Below are 16,249 nucleotides of genomic sequence, written 5' to 3'. Positions count from 1 at the left end.
TCTATTATGGTTTATACTAGTTGCAAGTTAAGATAATTAAGTTCATATAAAAAACTTATTTAAAACCTAGTAAATATATTCTAAACATAAAATATTTTAGGAGGAATTGGCATGAAACAAAAAAATTATCCAAATATTAAATATCCAATATTAGAAATTAACTTAAAAAATGTACGCGAAAATATTGAATACATGGTAGATTTATGTAGATCTCAGGGGATAAGCATTGCTGGAGTAGTCAAGGGGTTTAATGCAATACCAGAGGTCGTAGAACAGTTTGCACATGCAGGGTGTACATATATAGCAAGTTCAAGAATGGACCAAATAATTAAACTAAAGGAATATGGAATAGAGAAACCTTTTATGATGATTAGAATTCCAATGTTTAGTGAAATAAAAGACTTGGTACAATATGCTGATATTAGTCTAAATTCTGAAATGGAAACATTGAATATGATTGAAAATGAATGTGAATTACAAGGTAAAAAACATAAGGTGATTTTAATGCTTGACCTTGGAGATTTAAGGGAAGGCGTCTTCTATGAAAACGAATTCATAAATTTAGCGGAATATGTGGAAAATCATCTTGAAAATATAGAGTTATATGGAGTAGGAACAAATTTAGGTTGTTATGGAGCAATAATGCCTACAGAAGAGAATTTAGGAAGGCTTTGTAATATTGCTGAAATAATTGAGGGTAAAATAAACAGGAGACTAGAAATGATTTCAGGGGGAGCTACAAGTTCACTGCCTTTAGTAATAGATGGGAAAATGCCTAAAAGAGTAAATAATTTAAGAATAGGCGAGGGAGTACTATTAGCACAAGATTTAGATGAGTACTGGGGATATGATATGAGACATATGCATAAGGATACTTTTGTGCTAAAAGCGCAGGTTGTGGAAATAAAAGATAAGCCTACACATCCTGTTGGGAAAGTGTTTATTGATGCTTTTGGCAATAAACCAACCTATGAGGATAAAGGAATAAGAAAAAAGGCGTTACTTGCAGTGGGAAAACAGGATTTTGGGTTACACGACAAGCTAATACCGCAAAAACAAGGTGTTAAAATTATAGGAAGTAGTTCAGATCACTTAATTGTAGATATTGAAGAGTGTGATAGTGAAATTAAATTAGGGGACATACTTGATTTTCAAATGTACTACCCGCCAATGATGTGTTTAAGTGGATATTCAGGTATATCAAAGGTTTTAATATAAGCCATGTACAAAAAATAAAAATATTGACATATAATAGCCTTGTATGATAAATTTAAGGGAATCTCTTTGTATTGTATATAAATAACAGTACAAACTGATCAGGTGATGAACTTGTAAAAAAGTTCGTGAAGTTGGGCCTAAATGGCAATAGGATTAAAATTATACACCTGTGGGACAGTTTATAGTTCTACGGGCTTTTTTATTTGTATCAATAAATATGACAAATGCAAAGATAATTAATTACTAAGGAGGATATAATCATGAAAAACAGATTAGACAGAAAGTATCTTAAGTATGTACTATATGTTGCACTCACGGCAACCTTGATTTTTATAAGCTATAATGTAGTATTTAATTTCAAAGAGGTTTTTAGTAATATTACTAGTACAATCAATTCTTTATTTTCAATGATTTCTCCACTCATTATTGGTTGTATAATTGCTTATCTATTATATCCATTATCAAAGATTATAAATGCTTTTCTTGTTAAGCACTTAAAACTTAAATATAAGCCCCATTTAATCAGCATTATACTAACATACTTAGTAGTGATTTTATTATTTATTATACTTATTTATAGCATCTATGCGATGATTGGTGGACAAATTAGTCACAATGAAACCTTATCAGTTATGTTCGAAACTATTAGTGATTATATAAAACGCTATAATGAGCTCTATGATTATATTAACAGAAAAATCACGCAAAGTGGTCTCTCTCTCGATATAAAGGGGTATTTATCGCAAGCTATACAGCAGATATACTCATATTTATCACTTTCTATAAATAGTACAATCAAAATATTTGCAGGTATAAGCAACAGTATTATAAATAGTTTTATTGGTTTGTTTATTTCCTTCTACTTATTAAAGGATTATGAATTTTTTAAAAAGATATATTTAAATTATGTGAGTCTTATAATGAAGGAAAGTAAATTTAAGAGCCTTAATAAAACCCTTCTTGAAATTAATTATATTGTATCTAGGTTCATAAGAGGACAGCTCCTTGATGGTTTAATAGTTGGATTAATTAGCAGTATTGGCTTGTCTTTTGTAGGCATTGATTTTGCTATTCTTATTGGATTTACTGCAGGTATTGCAAATATTATACCCTATGTTGGTCCACTAATTGGTTGTATTCCAGCAATTATTGTGGGTATTCTTAGCCCGAACCCTATGCAGGCTTTATGGGCAGTACTTCTACTTCTTGCGGTTCAACAACTTGACGGTGCCGTTATATCACCAAAAATTGTAGGAGATAGCATGGGTCTACATCCGATTTTCATAATCATGGCAATAACTATAGGGGGAAGTTTAGCAGGTATAATTGGAATGCTTTTATCTGTACCTATTGCTGGCATAATTAAACTATTTTTAATAAAAATTATAAGAAAGCGAACAGATGAAACGAGTAGCGAAGTTTAAAACCAGGATAATAGTTAATTATTGAAATATAGAAGGAATATTTGGAATTTTGTAGAATGTTATAATTAGTATGTTATTTTAAAGTAATGAGTTAATAGATTTATTATAAAATAATTTAAAGACATTAAGGTGTAAAGGAGATAAAGATGGAAAAGGATATGAAAATTGCAGTTTTGATTGATGCTGACAATGTGTCTGATAAATATATAAGGTATATAATTGACGAAATTTCAAATCATGGAACACCTACATATAAAAGAATTTATGGGGATTGGACCAAGCCTCAACTAGCTTCATGGAAGAATGTATTGCTTAATTATTCTATTAGTCCAATACAACAATATAGTTATACTACAGGCAAAAATTCTACGGATGCAGCCCTAATAATAGATGCTATGGATATACTCTATTCAAGCAATGTTGATGGATTTTGCATTGTATCGAGTGATAGTGATTTTACTAAACTAGCAGCTCGACTTCGCGAAGCCGGTATGTATGTAATTGGTATGGGAGAAAAGAAAACTCCAAAACCTTTTATTTCAGCTTGTGAGAAATTTAAATATCTTGAAGTATTAGCTTCAATGGCGCCAAGACATACTGAAATAGCGACTGTTAAAGGAGCACAAATACAAGAAGAATCAAAAGGTGGTATGATAAGTCCCGGTAAATTAGTAGAGGCTATAAAAACTATTATAACTGAGATTTCAGATGAAGATGGTTGGGCATTTTTAGGAGAGCTAGGTAGCACCCTTAATAAGAGGTATCCTGATTTTGACACTAGAAACTATGGTTATGCAAAGCTTACACCTTTTGTAGCCTCTTTAAAATATTTTGAGATTAGATCAACAAAAACTAGCAATCCAAGTATAAGTCTTAAATATATTAGAAATAAAGAGTGCTAACCCAAGGAGGAATGGGTTTGAAGAATTTCATATCCAGTAATTGTATGTAATGTTATAATCAAAATAATAATAAAAGCTGTGAAGTTTAACTTCACAGCTTTTATTATTTAAAAAAAAATAGATTATGTGGCATAAAAATGTCGAAAATCAGGTGACATTTTGTAAAAAACGAGTATAATTAATTCAATACTAAATTACCATTAATTCATAGTACAGGAAACAGGGCGATATTTTCTGAAAGGAATATAAGTGAATATTTCAGCTCTGCAGGATATGGGTTAATAAATTTTTTTATAAAAGGTAATTTATATGGGTGCCTTCTGTAAGTTGGAATTCATAAGTTTTTTTAAGTTAAGACATTTAGGGGGTAAAAATTATGGAGGTTATAGTTGCAAAATTTGGTGGGAGTTCAGTATGCGATAGTAAACAATTTCAAAAAGTAAAAGATATTGTCTTGTCGGATGTTAGGCGGCGTTATGTTGTGCCATCGGCTCCCGGGAAAAGAAATAAAGGTGATTATAAGATTACAGATCTTTTATATTTGTGCCATGAGCATGTAAAAAAATCACTACCATTTGATGAATTATTTAAATTAATTGAAGAAAGATATACTGTTTTATGTAGTGAATTAAAGATTTCTATTGATATGTCAAAACATTTAAGAGAATTTAAAGAAAAAATAATTAATGGAGCTTCAGAAGAATTTGTAGCAAGTAGGGGAGAATATTTTAATGCTTTAATATTAGCCGAATATTTGGGGTACGAATTTATTGATGCTGCTGAGATTATTTTTTTAAAGAAAAGTGGACGATTGGATGAAAAGGCAACCTACGACGCCGTAAAGACTAGGTTATCAAAAGTAGAAAAAGCGGTAATTCCAGGATTTTATGGTTCTTCCAAAGATGGTGAAATAAGAACCTTTTCAAGAGGTGGTTCAGACATTACCGGGGCAATAATTGCTAGAGGTGTAGGTGCGAAGCTATATGAAAACTGGACAGATGTGTCAGGTCTCTTAATGGCGGATCCTAGTATTGTTAATAATCCCAAACTTATTGAAGAGGTAACATATAAAGAACTTAGGGAACTTTCATATATGGGTGCAAATGTTTTTCATGAAGAGGCAGTTTTTCCAGTTAAAAATCATGGAATCGCAATAAACATAAAAAATACTAATAAGCCAACAGATAATGGAACCTTTATTTTAAGTAATAAATCAGAAATTAAAGTTGGAAACATTACAGGGATAGCAGGAAAAAAAGATTTTACAGTAATAGCAATGGAAAAGACACTTATGAACAAAGATATAGGATATCGTCGCAGGATTCTTTCAATTCTAGAAAGTAATAATGTATCTTTTGAGCATATCCCATCAGGGATAGATTCAATTTCATTGGTAATTGACGATTCTGAATTAGAGAATAAAATTGATGAAATATTAGAAGAAATTGAAAATCAATGTAGTCCAGATTCATTAATAATTCACCCAAATATGGCTTTAATGTCAGTGGTTGGAGAGGGTATTATAAGAACGAAGGGGATATCTGCTAAAGTGCTTAGCGCATTATCAAAATATGATATAAATATTAGAATGATTAATCAAGGGTCAAGTGAGTTAAGTATAATTATTGGTATAGAAAATGAGGATCTTGAAAATGCAATTAGGGCAGTTTATAAAGCATTTGAAAATTAATAATTACCTGTGGAGAAGAAATAATATTTAAGAGCCGCAAGAGGCAATTTAAAAGGGGGAAATTAATATGGAAAAGGTAAAAATAGCGATTTTAGGTTTTGGAAATGTTGGGACAGGTGTATGGAAAATACTTCACGAGAATAGAAAAGAAATAATGAAACGTTCAAATTATGAAATAGAAGTTGCTAAAATACTCGTAAAAGATATAAATAAAAAAAGAGATGTAGATGTACCTAAGGAAATATTAACAGATAATATTGATGATATTATAAATGATGAAAGTATAAAAATTGTGGTTGAGCTTATTGGTGGAAGAAAAGAAGCTAAGGAGTATATGATACGCGCAATGAAAGCTAAAAAACATATTGTAACTGCTAACAAATTAGTTATCGCGAACTGGAGCGAAGAGTTATTTAAAACAGCAGAGGAAGAAAACGTATTATTTTATTATGAAGCAAGTGTGGCTGGTGGAATTCCAATAATACGTGAAATAAATGAGAGTCTTACAGCCAATAGGATTGAACAGATAATTGGAATTATAAATGGAACAACTAATTACATATTAAGCAAAATGACAATGGATGGAATTAGCTTTGATGAGGCACTAAAAGAGGCTCAAGAAAAGGGTTATGCTGAAGCAGATCCAACCTCTGATGTTGATAGCTTTGATGCTGTATATAAGCTTGCGATAATGTCTTCTCTAGCATTTGGAACTAAGGTAGATCACGATTGTATTTACAGAGAAGGAATAAGAAGTATTAGTGACATAGATATAGAATATGCTAAAAAATTTGGTTATACAATAAAGCTTTTAGCAATAGCTAAAGAAGAAAATAACAAATTAGAGTTAAGAGTACATCCAACAATGATACCTTCGAGCCACCCAATGGCAAATGTAGCCGATGCATTTAATGCGATTATGATAAAAGGAAATGCAGTTGGAGAATTAATGCTATATGGAAAAGGCGCTGGAGATTTACCAACTGGGAGTGCAGTTGTAGGTGATATAATATCCATATTAAGAAACAATGTAAAGCCTTCTGATGCAAGGGCCCTAAGTGACGAAGGTGATTTTAAAAGAGTGAAAAAATCAGAAGAAAATGAATCAGAATTCTATATCAGACTTAACGTTAAAGATAAGGCAGGAGTTTTAGGAGATACAGCAAAAATTTTTGGAAATAACAATGTTAGCATCGTATCAGTTACTCAAGATGTAATGCTTGAAAATTATGTAATATTGGCATTTATTACACATAAGAGTGAAGAAAAGAATATACGAAATTCATTAGAAAAAATAAAAGAACTAGAAAATGTAAACAAAATAGAAAGTATAATAAGAATAGAATCATTTAATTAATAGAATAAAAACAATCAACAATTTAATGGATTTTTTCGTCCTTCGATTTCCTTCCAGGGTCGAGCAAGGGTCCCGACATTGAATATAGATATGCATAATGGTATGAACTATCGACCAGAGTGACTCGAAATAAGAAGCGCAGAAACATTGAAATTCCATTTAGAAATTCTTGTTTTGCCAATATTAAATACTCGTGAGCCTGACAGGAAGTCAGGCTAGTGAACCGGCCGTAAGCCGAATGTGAGCGTCAGAGAATTTAATATTTGCAAAAGATTAGAATTTCTTAATGGAATTTCACGTTTCAAGCTCTTATTTCGAGTCACGCGGTCGAAAGTTCATAGGATGCACTCTTATTCACACTTGAATAATTTTCTCGCAAATTTTACAGTTTGAGTTGCATCTTTTGCATAATAATCTGCTCCTATCATTTTTGCATACTCTTCATTTAAGACAGCGCCTCCAACAAGAACAGTGCAATCCAAGTTATTGTCTCTAAGTGCTTTTATTGTTTCACCCATGCTCCTAACTGTCGTGGTCATAAGTGCACTTAAACCAACTAATTTAATGTTTCCGCTGCGAACTGCATTAACAACTATATCCTCGTGTACATCTTTACCAAGGTCAATTACCTCAAATCCATAGTTTTCGAGTAGGATTTTCACTATGTTTTTTCCTATATCGTGTATATCTCCTTTAACAGTTGCAAGCACAATTGTACCTTTGCTAAGTTTTTTATCCGTGCTTGCCATCATTCTTTCTTTGATTACCTCAAAAGATTTCTTTACTGCTTCTGCAGATTGTAATAATTGAGGAAGAAATATTTCTCCGCTTTCATATTTTTGGCCCACAATATCAAGTGATGGAATTAGATATTTGTTTACAACTTCAAGTTCTGACATAGTTTTCAAAAGTTCTTTTGTTATTTTCGAAGATTCTTCTTTCAAACCATCAATAATAGTTTGATTTAAATCTTTAGCATTTACAACTTCTTTACCAACTGGTTTTCCTTCAAAGGATGAATAAGCATCTATATATTTTTTTGAAGCTTTATCTTTATTCCATAAAACATTAAATGCATTAATAGTCGCCATCATATCGGGGGATAGAGGATTGAGTATTGGTGCATCAAGGCCAGCGGTTAATGCTGCAGCAAGGAACGTTCTATTTAATAGTTCTCTTTGTGGTAAACCAAATGATACATTGCTTACTCCAAGAGTAGTTTTAACTCCTAGATTAGATTTAACAAGTTCAACTGCTCGAATTGTCTCTTTAATTTCACTTTGCTGCGCTGATGCAGTTAAAACAAGACAATCTATTATAATATCTGATTTATCTATTCCGTACTCTTCAGCCTTTTGTACAATTTTCTGGGCTATTTTAAGCCTGCCTTCAGCCGTTTTTGGAATGCCATCCTTGTCAATAGTTAAACCTATTACACATGCACCATATTTTTTAACAATTGGAAATATGGAAGCCATTACTTCGTCTTTACCATTAACAGAGTTTATTAGTGGTTTTCCGTTATATATTCTCACTGCTGACTCAATTACGTCACATCTAACACTATCAATTTGAAGGGGAAGATTTATTACACTTTGTAATTCTTTTATTGTTCGTATCATAACCTCATGCTCGTCGATTTCAGGAAGTCCCACATTTACATCTAGTATATCTGCTCCTGCATCTCTTTGATTAATAGCTTCATAGAGTATATAGTCCATATTATTATTTTTTAAAGCCTCTTTAAGTTTCTTTTTGCCTGTAGGATTTATTCGCTCACCGATAATTTTTATTTGTCCTCCAAGGACTACTGTTAAAGAGGGGGAACTTACTGCCGTTATTCTTTTAACATCACGGCGTACAGGCTTTAATTTTTTAAGTTCAGCCTTTATAGCTGTTATATGCTCGCAAGCGGTACCACAGCATCCACCGAAAATCGTAACACCCATTTCTGCCATAATTTTTGCATACTGCGCAAATTCATGGGCCTGAACATCGAAAACTGCGTCTCCATTTACAAGTTTAGGAAGACCTGCATTAGGTTGGACTATAACAGGAATACTTGAGTACTTAAGTATTTTTGTTATTATTGGAAGCATTTCATTTGGTCCTAAAGAACAATTTACCCCAATTGCATCTACTCCAAGACCTTGAAGTACGTTCACCATAGTTATTGGGTCTGTTCCCGTTAATGTGCGCTCGTCACCTTGATATGACATAGTACATACTATTGGAAGAGAACTATTTTCTTTTGCCGCAAGAATGGCAGCCTTTGCTTCATAAATATCTGACATTGTCTCAATAAGAATTATATCAGCGCCTTCCCTAGAGCCAATTTTAATCTGCTCTGCAAAAGCCTCATATGCATTATTAAATGATAATGTTCCAAGTGGCTCCATTAATTGACCAATAGGGCCAATATCAAGTGCAACAAGATTATCACCAGCCGCTTTTCTTGCAATTCTCACAGCACTTCCAACAATACCTTCAACGGTATATTGCGTGTCTTTAAGCTTATAACTATTGGCACCAAATGTATTTGTGGTAATAACGTCACTTCCTGCATCTAAGTATTCTCCATGTATTTTTTCAATGATTTCTGGGTGCAATATATTATAGCTTTCTGGTAATTCACCCATCTTAATTCCGTATTTTTGCAGCATTGTTCCCATAGCTCCATCAAATAATAAAAAATTATTAAAGTTTATTTTTCTACACACAATATCTACCATCCTTTCTGAATTCACAATTTTTATTTTTACAAATTTTACATTTTTGTAATTTGTCAATTGATTTTAAACTTGCAACTTCACTAAGACCTATAAGTGCTGTTACCGATTTTCTTGGTATCATGATACTATTTTCAGTAATAGATAGTCCTATTTTTTTATAAGCATCTAAAACATTTAATATTTCTGACCCATTATCAATAGAGAAGTCTCCATATCCAGGGCTGTATCTAGTTGTAATATGCAAATTATCTATTAAGGCATTTTTCATAATCTCATCTTGCAACTCATTACATAAGGTTTCTATTGCGGTGGTTGCACAGGCGTCCATAATTAAACCCTTTGTAATATTAAATCTTGAATAGTAAGATATTCTACTATCCACATTTATCCCTAATGTTGCGGCCATAACCACACATTTTCTTGAATTTACTAGGAGATTTATTATATCTGCATCTTTTAAAACTAACGTACTACCCAAGAGGAAAATCTGATCATTTTTTCTTTCAATATCAAAAATTTCATATACAAAATTTTCTTTACATATGTCAATAATCTCACAGCAACATTCATCAACTAAATCAATTATACTCTTATTAATAATTTGATTTTTATAGCCCAAATATCTTAATACTTCTTGTTTATCAATTACCATAGTACGCTCCAATCAGTTTTACTTTTAGAATAAAGTATAAATACAATAATTGCAAATATAATATATTTTATGAATATTTATGAAATGTATGTTTGCATTGACATTTGATTTTATATGAGTTACAATAAAAAACAATAATTTGATAAAGCTCTTTTTTACGTATAGTAGTATAAAGAATAATAGTCAGATGCTTATGGTTAATACATATAATAAATAATAATAAAAAGGAGTATTAATATGAAATATATTGTAGTACTAGGAGATGGAATGGCAGATTATCCTGTGAAGGAACTTAACGACAAAACACCTCTTCAATACGCTAATACGCCTACTATAGATTATATGGCAAAGCACGGCACTCAAGGATTAGCGAAAACTGTGCCAGAGGGTATGCCGGCAGGCAGCGATACAGCAAACATGGCTGTTTTGGGATATGATCCATTTGTGTACTATAGTGGACGTTCACCATTTGAAGCAGCAAGCATGGGAGTCCAAATGTTAGATACAGATGTAACATTTAGATGTAATTTGGTAACGGTATCTGACGACCAGCCCTATGAGGAAAAAATTATGATTGACCATAGTTCTGATGAAATTACAACGCAAGAGGCAGGAATATTAATAAAAGAATTAAGTGAGTATTTAAACGCTGAGGCAATAAAGTTTTATCCAGGTATTGGCTATAGGCATCTTATGATATGGGATAACGGACCATACTCTTGGAAACTTACACCACCACATGACATTCTAGATAAAAAGGTAAAGGATTATATGCCTAAAGGACTTGGTAGTGAAATATTTGAAGAAATGATGAAAAAAAGTTTCGAATTTTTATCAGGGCATGATATAAATAAAAAGAGAGTAGCAAGGGGACTAAAGCCAGCTAATTCAATATGGATCTGGGGTGAAGGAAAGAAACCGCTCTTGTCTAGCTTTTATAAAAAATATAATTTAAAAGGCTCAGTAATTTCTGCTGTTGATTTAATAAAAGGAATAGGAATGTGTGCAGGGATGGACATTATTGATGTAGAAGGGGCTACTGGAAATATTAATACTAATTTTAAAGGTAAAGCAGAGGCCGCTCTAGGCGAAATGGCAAAGGGGAATGATTTTGTTTATATTCATGTTGAAGCTCCAGATGAATGTGGACATAGATGTGAAATAGAAAATAAATATAAAGCCATAGAGTACATAGACAATCAAATAGTAAAGGTTATAAAAGATGAAATGGATAGAATCGGTGAAGATTATAAAATGATAATACTCCCAGATCATCTTACACCACTTGTACTTAGGACTCATACAGGAGAGCCGGTTCCGTTTTTAATATATGAAAGTAATAAAGAAAAGGACAACCTAAATGGCTCTTATAATGAATTCGCGGCTAAAGAGACAGGACTATATTTTCCGGAAGGATATAAGTTAATGGATTACTTTATAAAAGGTAGTATATAGGAGGAAAAAAATTTATGAAACAAATATATTATAAGAGTACTCGCGGAAATGAAAAAGAAGTAAAATCCGCAGAAGCTATTGCAAGAGGACTAAGTGAGGATGGGGGACTTTTTGTACCAACATCAATACCAAAGTTAACTATAGGACTTGCTGAATTATGTCATATGGATTATAAAGAATTAGCATTTACTATAATGAAAGAATTTTTAACTGATTACGATGAAAAGGATTTATTAGAGTCTATAGATATGGCTTATGATGAAAAGTTTGATGTGTCAGCTATTGCGCCGATTTCAAAGAATGGTGGATTATATTTTTTAGAATTATACCATGGACCAACTTTAGCATTTAAGGATATGGCGTTATCAATATTACCTTATCTTTTAAAAAATGCAGTAAAGAAGTTAAACATTGATAAAGAAATGGTTATTCTTACGGCCACATCTGGTGATACAGGCAAAGCAGCACTAGAAGGTTTTGCAAATGTAGAAGGCACAAAGATAATAGTCTTTTTCCCACAGGAAGGTGTTAGTGAGATTCAAAAAAGGCAGATGTTAACGCAATCTGGGGATAATACTTTTGTAATAGGAATTGATGGAAACTTTGATGATGCACAAAATGGAGTTAAACAGATGCTTACAGATGAGGGCCTTCTCAAGAGATTAGAAGAAAATAATAAAATGTTCTCATCAGCTAATTCAATAAATATTGGAAGACTAATACCACAGGTTGTATATTATTTCTATGCATATGCTCAGCTTTGTAATATGGGAGACATAAAAATAGGGGAAGAGATAAATTTCTGTGTTCCTACTGGTAATTTTGGCGATATATTGGCAGGATACTATGCAAAGAAAATGGGATTACCAATTAAAAAGCTAATTTGTGCTTCAAATGAAAATAAAGTATTATTTGATTTTATAAATACAGGCACATATGATAGGGTAAGGGATTTTGTAATTACTATGTCCCCTTCAATGGATATATTGATTTCAAGTAACCTTGAAAGACTTTTATATGCTATAAGTGGGGAAGATTCAAGTAAGATAAAAGACCTTATGAATAAGCTTAAAAAAGATGGTAAATATGAGATTGATGATGATATGAAAAAAGGGCTAAAGGATTTCTTTGGAGGCTATGCAAGTGAGGAGGATACGGCAAAGGCAATAACTGAGGTTTATAAAACTACTAATTATGTAATTGATACACATACTGCAGTTTCCTATGCGGTTTATCAAAAATATTTAAAAGAATCAAAGGATAGTGCGAAGACAGTTATTGTGTCGACGGCAAGCCCATATAAATTTACGCCAGATGTTATGAAATCAATAGATGCAAAATACACAGGGCTAAATGACTTTGAATTAATAGTGGAACTTAGTAAAATAACAAAGGTCGATATTCCAGTAGGGATAAAAGATTTAGAAACAAGACCAGTACTTCATAAAACTAAATGCGCAAAGAATGAGATGCAAATACAGCTTGAAAAGATTCTTAAAATATAGTAGGATCAACCTATTGTTAATATTACATTCCCTCAGACTATTTAATTAGTTTGAGGGTTTTTCTTTTATTAATAACAGGGTTAGCCATAATTGGTTAAATATTGAAAGGATTTATTGACAATATATTTATAAATAGTTAGAATAGTATTGAGGTAATTTAGTATACTCAATCAACTTAATATGAAAACTTAAATATTTATATTATTGAAAATAGAGTAAGGGGTGATGTAATTGAAAAAGCAGCAATATGATGTAATCGTTATCGGGTCAGGAGTAGTTGGTAGTGCAATTGCAAGGGAACTTTCAAAATATGAAATTAATATAGGTGTATTAGAGAAAGAACTAGATGTAGTATGTGAGACAAGTGGTAGGAACAGTGGAGTGCTTCATGCAGGATTTAACAGCAAACCTGGAACACTTATGGCAAAATTTTGCGTACAAGGATGCTTAGGATTTGATAAAGTTGCAAAAGAATTAGATATACCCTTTAAAAGAACGGGGAAACTTGTAATAGGCTTTAGTGAAGAAGATATGGAAGGATTAAAAGATTTAAAAGCACTAGGAGAAAAAAATGGAGTTCCAGGTCTTGAAATTGTAGGCCGTGAAAAAATTAAAGAATTAGCACCTAATGTAGAAGGGACAGCAGCTTTATATTCTCCAATGACAGGTGTATTGGATCCATTTATATATACAATTGCATTAGCAGAAAATGCTTGCCAGAATGGTGTGGATTTTTATTTAGGTAGAGAAGTAATTAACATTGAAAAAAAAGAAAGTTGTTATAAAATTACTACAAAAAATGGAGAAACTTATTATAGTAGATGGGTAATTAATAGTGCTGGATTAAATTCTGATAAAATAGCAGGTCTGGTTGGTGTTACAGATTATACAATATATCCATGTAGAGGAGAATATTTTATTCTTGATCAAAGCATAGGCAAGTTTCTTGAAATTCCAGCCTATCCAGTTCCTAATAAGAAAGAGGGAGGTCTTGGTGTACATCTTACGCCTTCAATTCATGGCAATATATTTATCGGACCAAGTGCTCAGTATATAGATGAAAATGATAACTATTCATCAACTGAGGATGTTATGGACATGCTTATAAAAGAAGGCACAAAAATATTGCCTCAAATTAAAAGAGAACATTTCATTAGAAATTTCACAGGCATTAGACCAAAACTTGTTAGTAAAGAAAAAGGTGGATATGCAGATTTTGTAATAGAAGAAAGAAAGGAAATCCCTAATGTAATTAACTTAATTGGAATTGAATCGCCAGGACTCACTTCAGCAGTCCCAATTGCAGAATATGTAGTAGAAAAAATTAAGAACAAGGAAGATTTAAAAGAAAATAAAAAATTCAATCCTATAAGAAATGCAGTAGTAAAGTTTATAGAACAATCTGAAGAAAAACAAGATGCACTTATAAAAGAAAATTCAGATTATGGAGAAATTATTTGTAGATGTGAGAACGTTACAAAAGCAGAAATTATACAAGCAATAAGAAATCCATTAGGAGTAGATACATTAACAGGCATTAAATATAGAACAAGATCCATGATGGGAAGATGCCAAGGTGGATATTGTCAAACTAGAATTGCAGAAATAATTATGAAAGAAAAAAATAAAAAAGTAGATGAAATAACTTATTTAAGAGAAAATGGAAAAATGTTTTATGGGGAGGTAAGACAATGGAAGTAATTCAAAAGGAAGCAGTTATAATTGGTGGTGGCCCAGCTGGGCTTGCAGCAGCTCTAAAACTAAAAGAAGAAGGTATAGAAGATGTTTTAATATTAGAAAGAGAAGAAAAGCTTGGTGGAATATTAAAACAATGTATTCATGATGGTTTTGGTTTACAAAGATTTAAGCAGGCGCTTAGCGGTCCTGAATATGCGGCTAGATTTGTAGAACAGATAAAAAAAGCGAATATTGAATTACAAACAGGAGCGACTGTAATAAATATTACAAATAACAAGGAGGTTACAGCAGTTACAAGGGAAGGGCTAAAAAAATATAAAGCTAAAGTAGTGGTGCTCACCATGGGGTGTAGAGAAAGAACAAGAGGAGCTATAAGCATACCTGGGACAAGACCTGCAGGTGTATTTACTGCTGGAGTAGTTCAAAGCTATATGAACCTAAAAAATATTATGGTTGGAAAAAGAATTGTTATACTAGGTTCTGGAGATATCGGACTTATAATGGCAAGGAGACTCACACTAGAAGGAGCAAAAGTATTGGCCGTAATAGAAAAATTACCTTATCCTAGTGGATTGCCAAGAAATATAGAACAATGTTTAAATGACTATAATATTCCCTTATATTTAGGTCATACGGTAACAAACATCAAAGGAAAAGAAAGATTGCAAGCCGTAACAGTGAGTGAATTAGATAAGAATGGACAAATTATTTCAGGCACAGAAATAGAATATCAATGTGATACATTAATACTATCTGTTGGTCTTATTCCTGAAAATGAGTTATCTCTTAAAGCTGGAGTAAAAATTGATGAACGGACTAAGGGACCTATTGTGGACGAAAATTTACAAACTAACGTAGAAGGAATTTATGCAGCTGGCAATGTGCTTCATGTGCATGATTTAGTGGATTTTGTATCTGATGAAGGAGAAAAGCTTGCTAGGGCAGCAGCAAAATATATAAGAAATGAAAAACAAAATGAAAGTCATATTTTAATAACATCAGATAAAACTATTAACAATGTAGTTCCACAAAAAATAAGTGGGAAGCAAGATGTAGAAGTAACTTTAAGGGTTAGTAGGCCCTCAAGAGATGGAGTTATAGAAATTGTGCAGGGCGAAAAAGTGATTAAATCAAGGAACTTTAAAAAATTGAATCCTGCAGAAATGATACGCTTAACATTAAAAAAAGAGGATATTATTAGTGAAGAAAACATTAAGGTGGTGGTATCACAATGAATAGAGAAATGACATGTATAGTTTGTCCTAATGGTTGTGAATTAACTTTAGAACTAGAAGAAAACATTATCAAAAATGTAACTGGAGCTTCCTGTAAAAAAGGAATAGCATATGCAACGCAAGAAATACAAAATCCTAAGAGAACTATTTCATCATTAGTTAAAGTAAATAATGGAGAAATGCCACTGGTTAGTGTAAGGACAACAACATCTATTCCTAAAAACAGGATATTTGATGTTATGAAAGAAATTAAGAATATAGAAGCTGATGCACCTATAGAAATTGAACAAGTGATTATTAACAATGTGTTGGGTCTTGGCGTAGATATTATTGCTACAAAGTCTATATGTAAGAAATAAATCATTATAATTAATACGACAA

Annotated in this window: 12 protein-coding genes and 1 riboswitch; of the genes, 10 read left to right on the top strand and 2 right to left on the bottom strand. The window is 32.1% G+C overall.

Translation table 11 applies throughout. From position 1 onward, the window contains the following. Positions 1-111: 111 nt before the first annotated feature. The 5 genes from ACWJKE_RS08045 (at position 112) to ACWJKE_RS08025 (ending at position 6,591) form a co-directional block, all read left to right on the top strand. A complete protein-coding gene (locus ACWJKE_RS08045) occupies positions 112-1,218 on the top strand; it encodes an alanine racemase (protein ID WP_462959321.1) in 1,107 nt (368 codons plus the stop codon). An 84-nt stretch (positions 1,219-1,302) separates the two neighbouring features. Next, a riboswitch (NiCo riboswitch) is annotated at positions 1,303-1,398 on the top strand. 80 nt (positions 1,399-1,478) lie between these two features. Next, positions 1,479-2,642: an AI-2E family transporter gene (locus ACWJKE_RS08040; RefSeq protein ID WP_165414484.1), complete on the top strand. Its 1,164-nt coding sequence runs from the start codon at positions 1,479-1,481 to the stop codon at positions 2,640-2,642. 146 nt (positions 2,643-2,788) lie between these two features. Continuing rightward, on the top strand, positions 2,789-3,544 hold the full coding sequence (locus ACWJKE_RS08035; protein WP_165414485.1) for an NYN domain-containing protein: 756 nt from the start codon (positions 2,789-2,791) through the stop codon (positions 3,542-3,544). A 376-nt stretch (positions 3,545-3,920) separates the two neighbouring features. Then, on the top strand, positions 3,921-5,234 hold the full coding sequence (locus ACWJKE_RS08030) for an aspartate kinase (RefSeq protein ID WP_462959320.1): 1,314 nt from the start codon (positions 3,921-3,923) through the stop codon (positions 5,232-5,234). Between the two features lie 67 nt (positions 5,235-5,301). Further along, positions 5,302-6,591, top strand: a complete 1,290-nt coding sequence (locus ACWJKE_RS08025) for a homoserine dehydrogenase (RefSeq protein ID WP_462959319.1) — start codon at positions 5,302-5,304, stop codon at positions 6,589-6,591. Between the two features lie 350 nt (positions 6,592-6,941). Here the strand turns inward: ACWJKE_RS08025 and ACWJKE_RS08020 are convergent, their stop codons facing one another. Together ACWJKE_RS08020 and ACWJKE_RS08015 are read right to left on the bottom strand one after the other, a co-directional pair. Next, positions 6,942-9,323: a homocysteine S-methyltransferase family protein gene (locus tag ACWJKE_RS08020; RefSeq protein ID WP_462959358.1), complete on the bottom strand. Its 2,382-nt coding sequence runs from the start codon at positions 9,321-9,323 to the stop codon at positions 6,942-6,944. After that, complete coding sequence (locus tag ACWJKE_RS08015) at positions 9,304-9,975, bottom strand: vitamin B12 dependent-methionine synthase activation domain-containing protein (protein WP_462959318.1); 672 nt, start codon at positions 9,973-9,975, stop codon at positions 9,304-9,306. The genes ACWJKE_RS08020 and ACWJKE_RS08015 overlap by 20 nt, the downstream gene beginning before the upstream one ends. Before the next feature lie 237 nt (positions 9,976-10,212). Between ACWJKE_RS08015 and ACWJKE_RS08010 the strand changes: the two genes are divergently transcribed. The 5 genes from ACWJKE_RS08010 (at position 10,213) to ACWJKE_RS07990 (ending at position 16,227) form a co-directional block, all read left to right on the top strand. Then, a complete protein-coding gene (locus tag ACWJKE_RS08010; protein ID WP_462959317.1) occupies positions 10,213-11,430 on the top strand; it encodes a cofactor-independent phosphoglycerate mutase in 1,218 nt (405 codons plus the stop codon). A gap of 14 nt (positions 11,431-11,444) precedes the next feature. Continuing rightward, positions 11,445-12,935, top strand: a complete 1,491-nt coding sequence (gene thrC / locus ACWJKE_RS08005; RefSeq protein ID WP_462959316.1) for a threonine synthase — start codon at positions 11,445-11,447, stop codon at positions 12,933-12,935. Between the two features lie 231 nt (positions 12,936-13,166). After that, positions 13,167-14,636: an NAD(P)/FAD-dependent oxidoreductase gene (locus ACWJKE_RS08000; RefSeq protein WP_216302870.1), complete on the top strand. Its 1,470-nt coding sequence runs from the start codon at positions 13,167-13,169 to the stop codon at positions 14,634-14,636. Next, entirely contained in the window at positions 14,627-15,868 is a 1,242-nt protein-coding gene (locus tag ACWJKE_RS07995; protein WP_462959315.1) for an NAD(P)/FAD-dependent oxidoreductase, read from the top strand. Before ACWJKE_RS08000 ends, ACWJKE_RS07995 begins: the two co-directional genes overlap by 10 nt. After that, positions 15,865-16,227: a DUF1667 domain-containing protein gene (locus ACWJKE_RS07990; protein ID WP_216302869.1), complete on the top strand. Its 363-nt coding sequence runs from the start codon at positions 15,865-15,867 to the stop codon at positions 16,225-16,227. Before ACWJKE_RS07995 ends, ACWJKE_RS07990 begins: the two co-directional genes overlap by 4 nt. The last annotated feature ends 22 nt before the right edge of the window (positions 16,228-16,249 follow it).

The organism is Clostridium sp. CM036, from assembly GCF_055081135.1.
This window is presented reverse-complemented; position numbering and strand designations above follow the sequence as displayed.

Bases quoted from the DNA above. Each gene is read 5' to 3' on its own strand.
- ACWJKE_RS08040 (WP_165414484.1), top strand. From the start codon at position 1,479: ATGAAAAACAGATTAGACAGAAAGTATCTTAAGTATGTACTATATGTT.
- ACWJKE_RS08015 (WP_462959318.1), bottom strand. From the start codon at position 9,975: ATGGTAATTGATAAACAAGAAGTATTAAGATATTTGGGCTATAAAAAT.
- ACWJKE_RS08045 (WP_462959321.1), top strand. From the start codon at position 112: ATGAAACAAAAAAATTATCCAAATATTAAATATCCAATATTAGAAATT.
- ACWJKE_RS07995 (WP_462959315.1), top strand. From the start codon at position 14,627: ATGGAAGTAATTCAAAAGGAAGCAGTTATAATTGGTGGTGGCCCAGCT.
- ACWJKE_RS08030 (WP_462959320.1), top strand. From the start codon at position 3,921: ATGGAGGTTATAGTTGCAAAATTTGGTGGGAGTTCAGTATGCGATAGT.
- ACWJKE_RS08025 (WP_462959319.1), top strand. From the start codon at position 5,302: ATGGAAAAGGTAAAAATAGCGATTTTAGGTTTTGGAAATGTTGGGACA.
- ACWJKE_RS08010 (WP_462959317.1), top strand. From the start codon at position 10,213: ATGAAATATATTGTAGTACTAGGAGATGGAATGGCAGATTATCCTGTG.
- ACWJKE_RS08035 (WP_165414485.1), top strand. From the start codon at position 2,789: ATGGAAAAGGATATGAAAATTGCAGTTTTGATTGATGCTGACAATGTG.
- ACWJKE_RS08020 (WP_462959358.1), bottom strand. From the start codon at position 9,323: ATGGTAGATATTGTGTGTAGAAAAATAAACTTTAATAATTTTTTATTA.
- thrC (WP_462959316.1), top strand. From the start codon at position 11,445: ATGAAACAAATATATTATAAGAGTACTCGCGGAAATGAAAAAGAAGTA.
- ACWJKE_RS07990 (WP_216302869.1), top strand. From the start codon at position 15,865: ATGAATAGAGAAATGACATGTATAGTTTGTCCTAATGGTTGTGAATTA.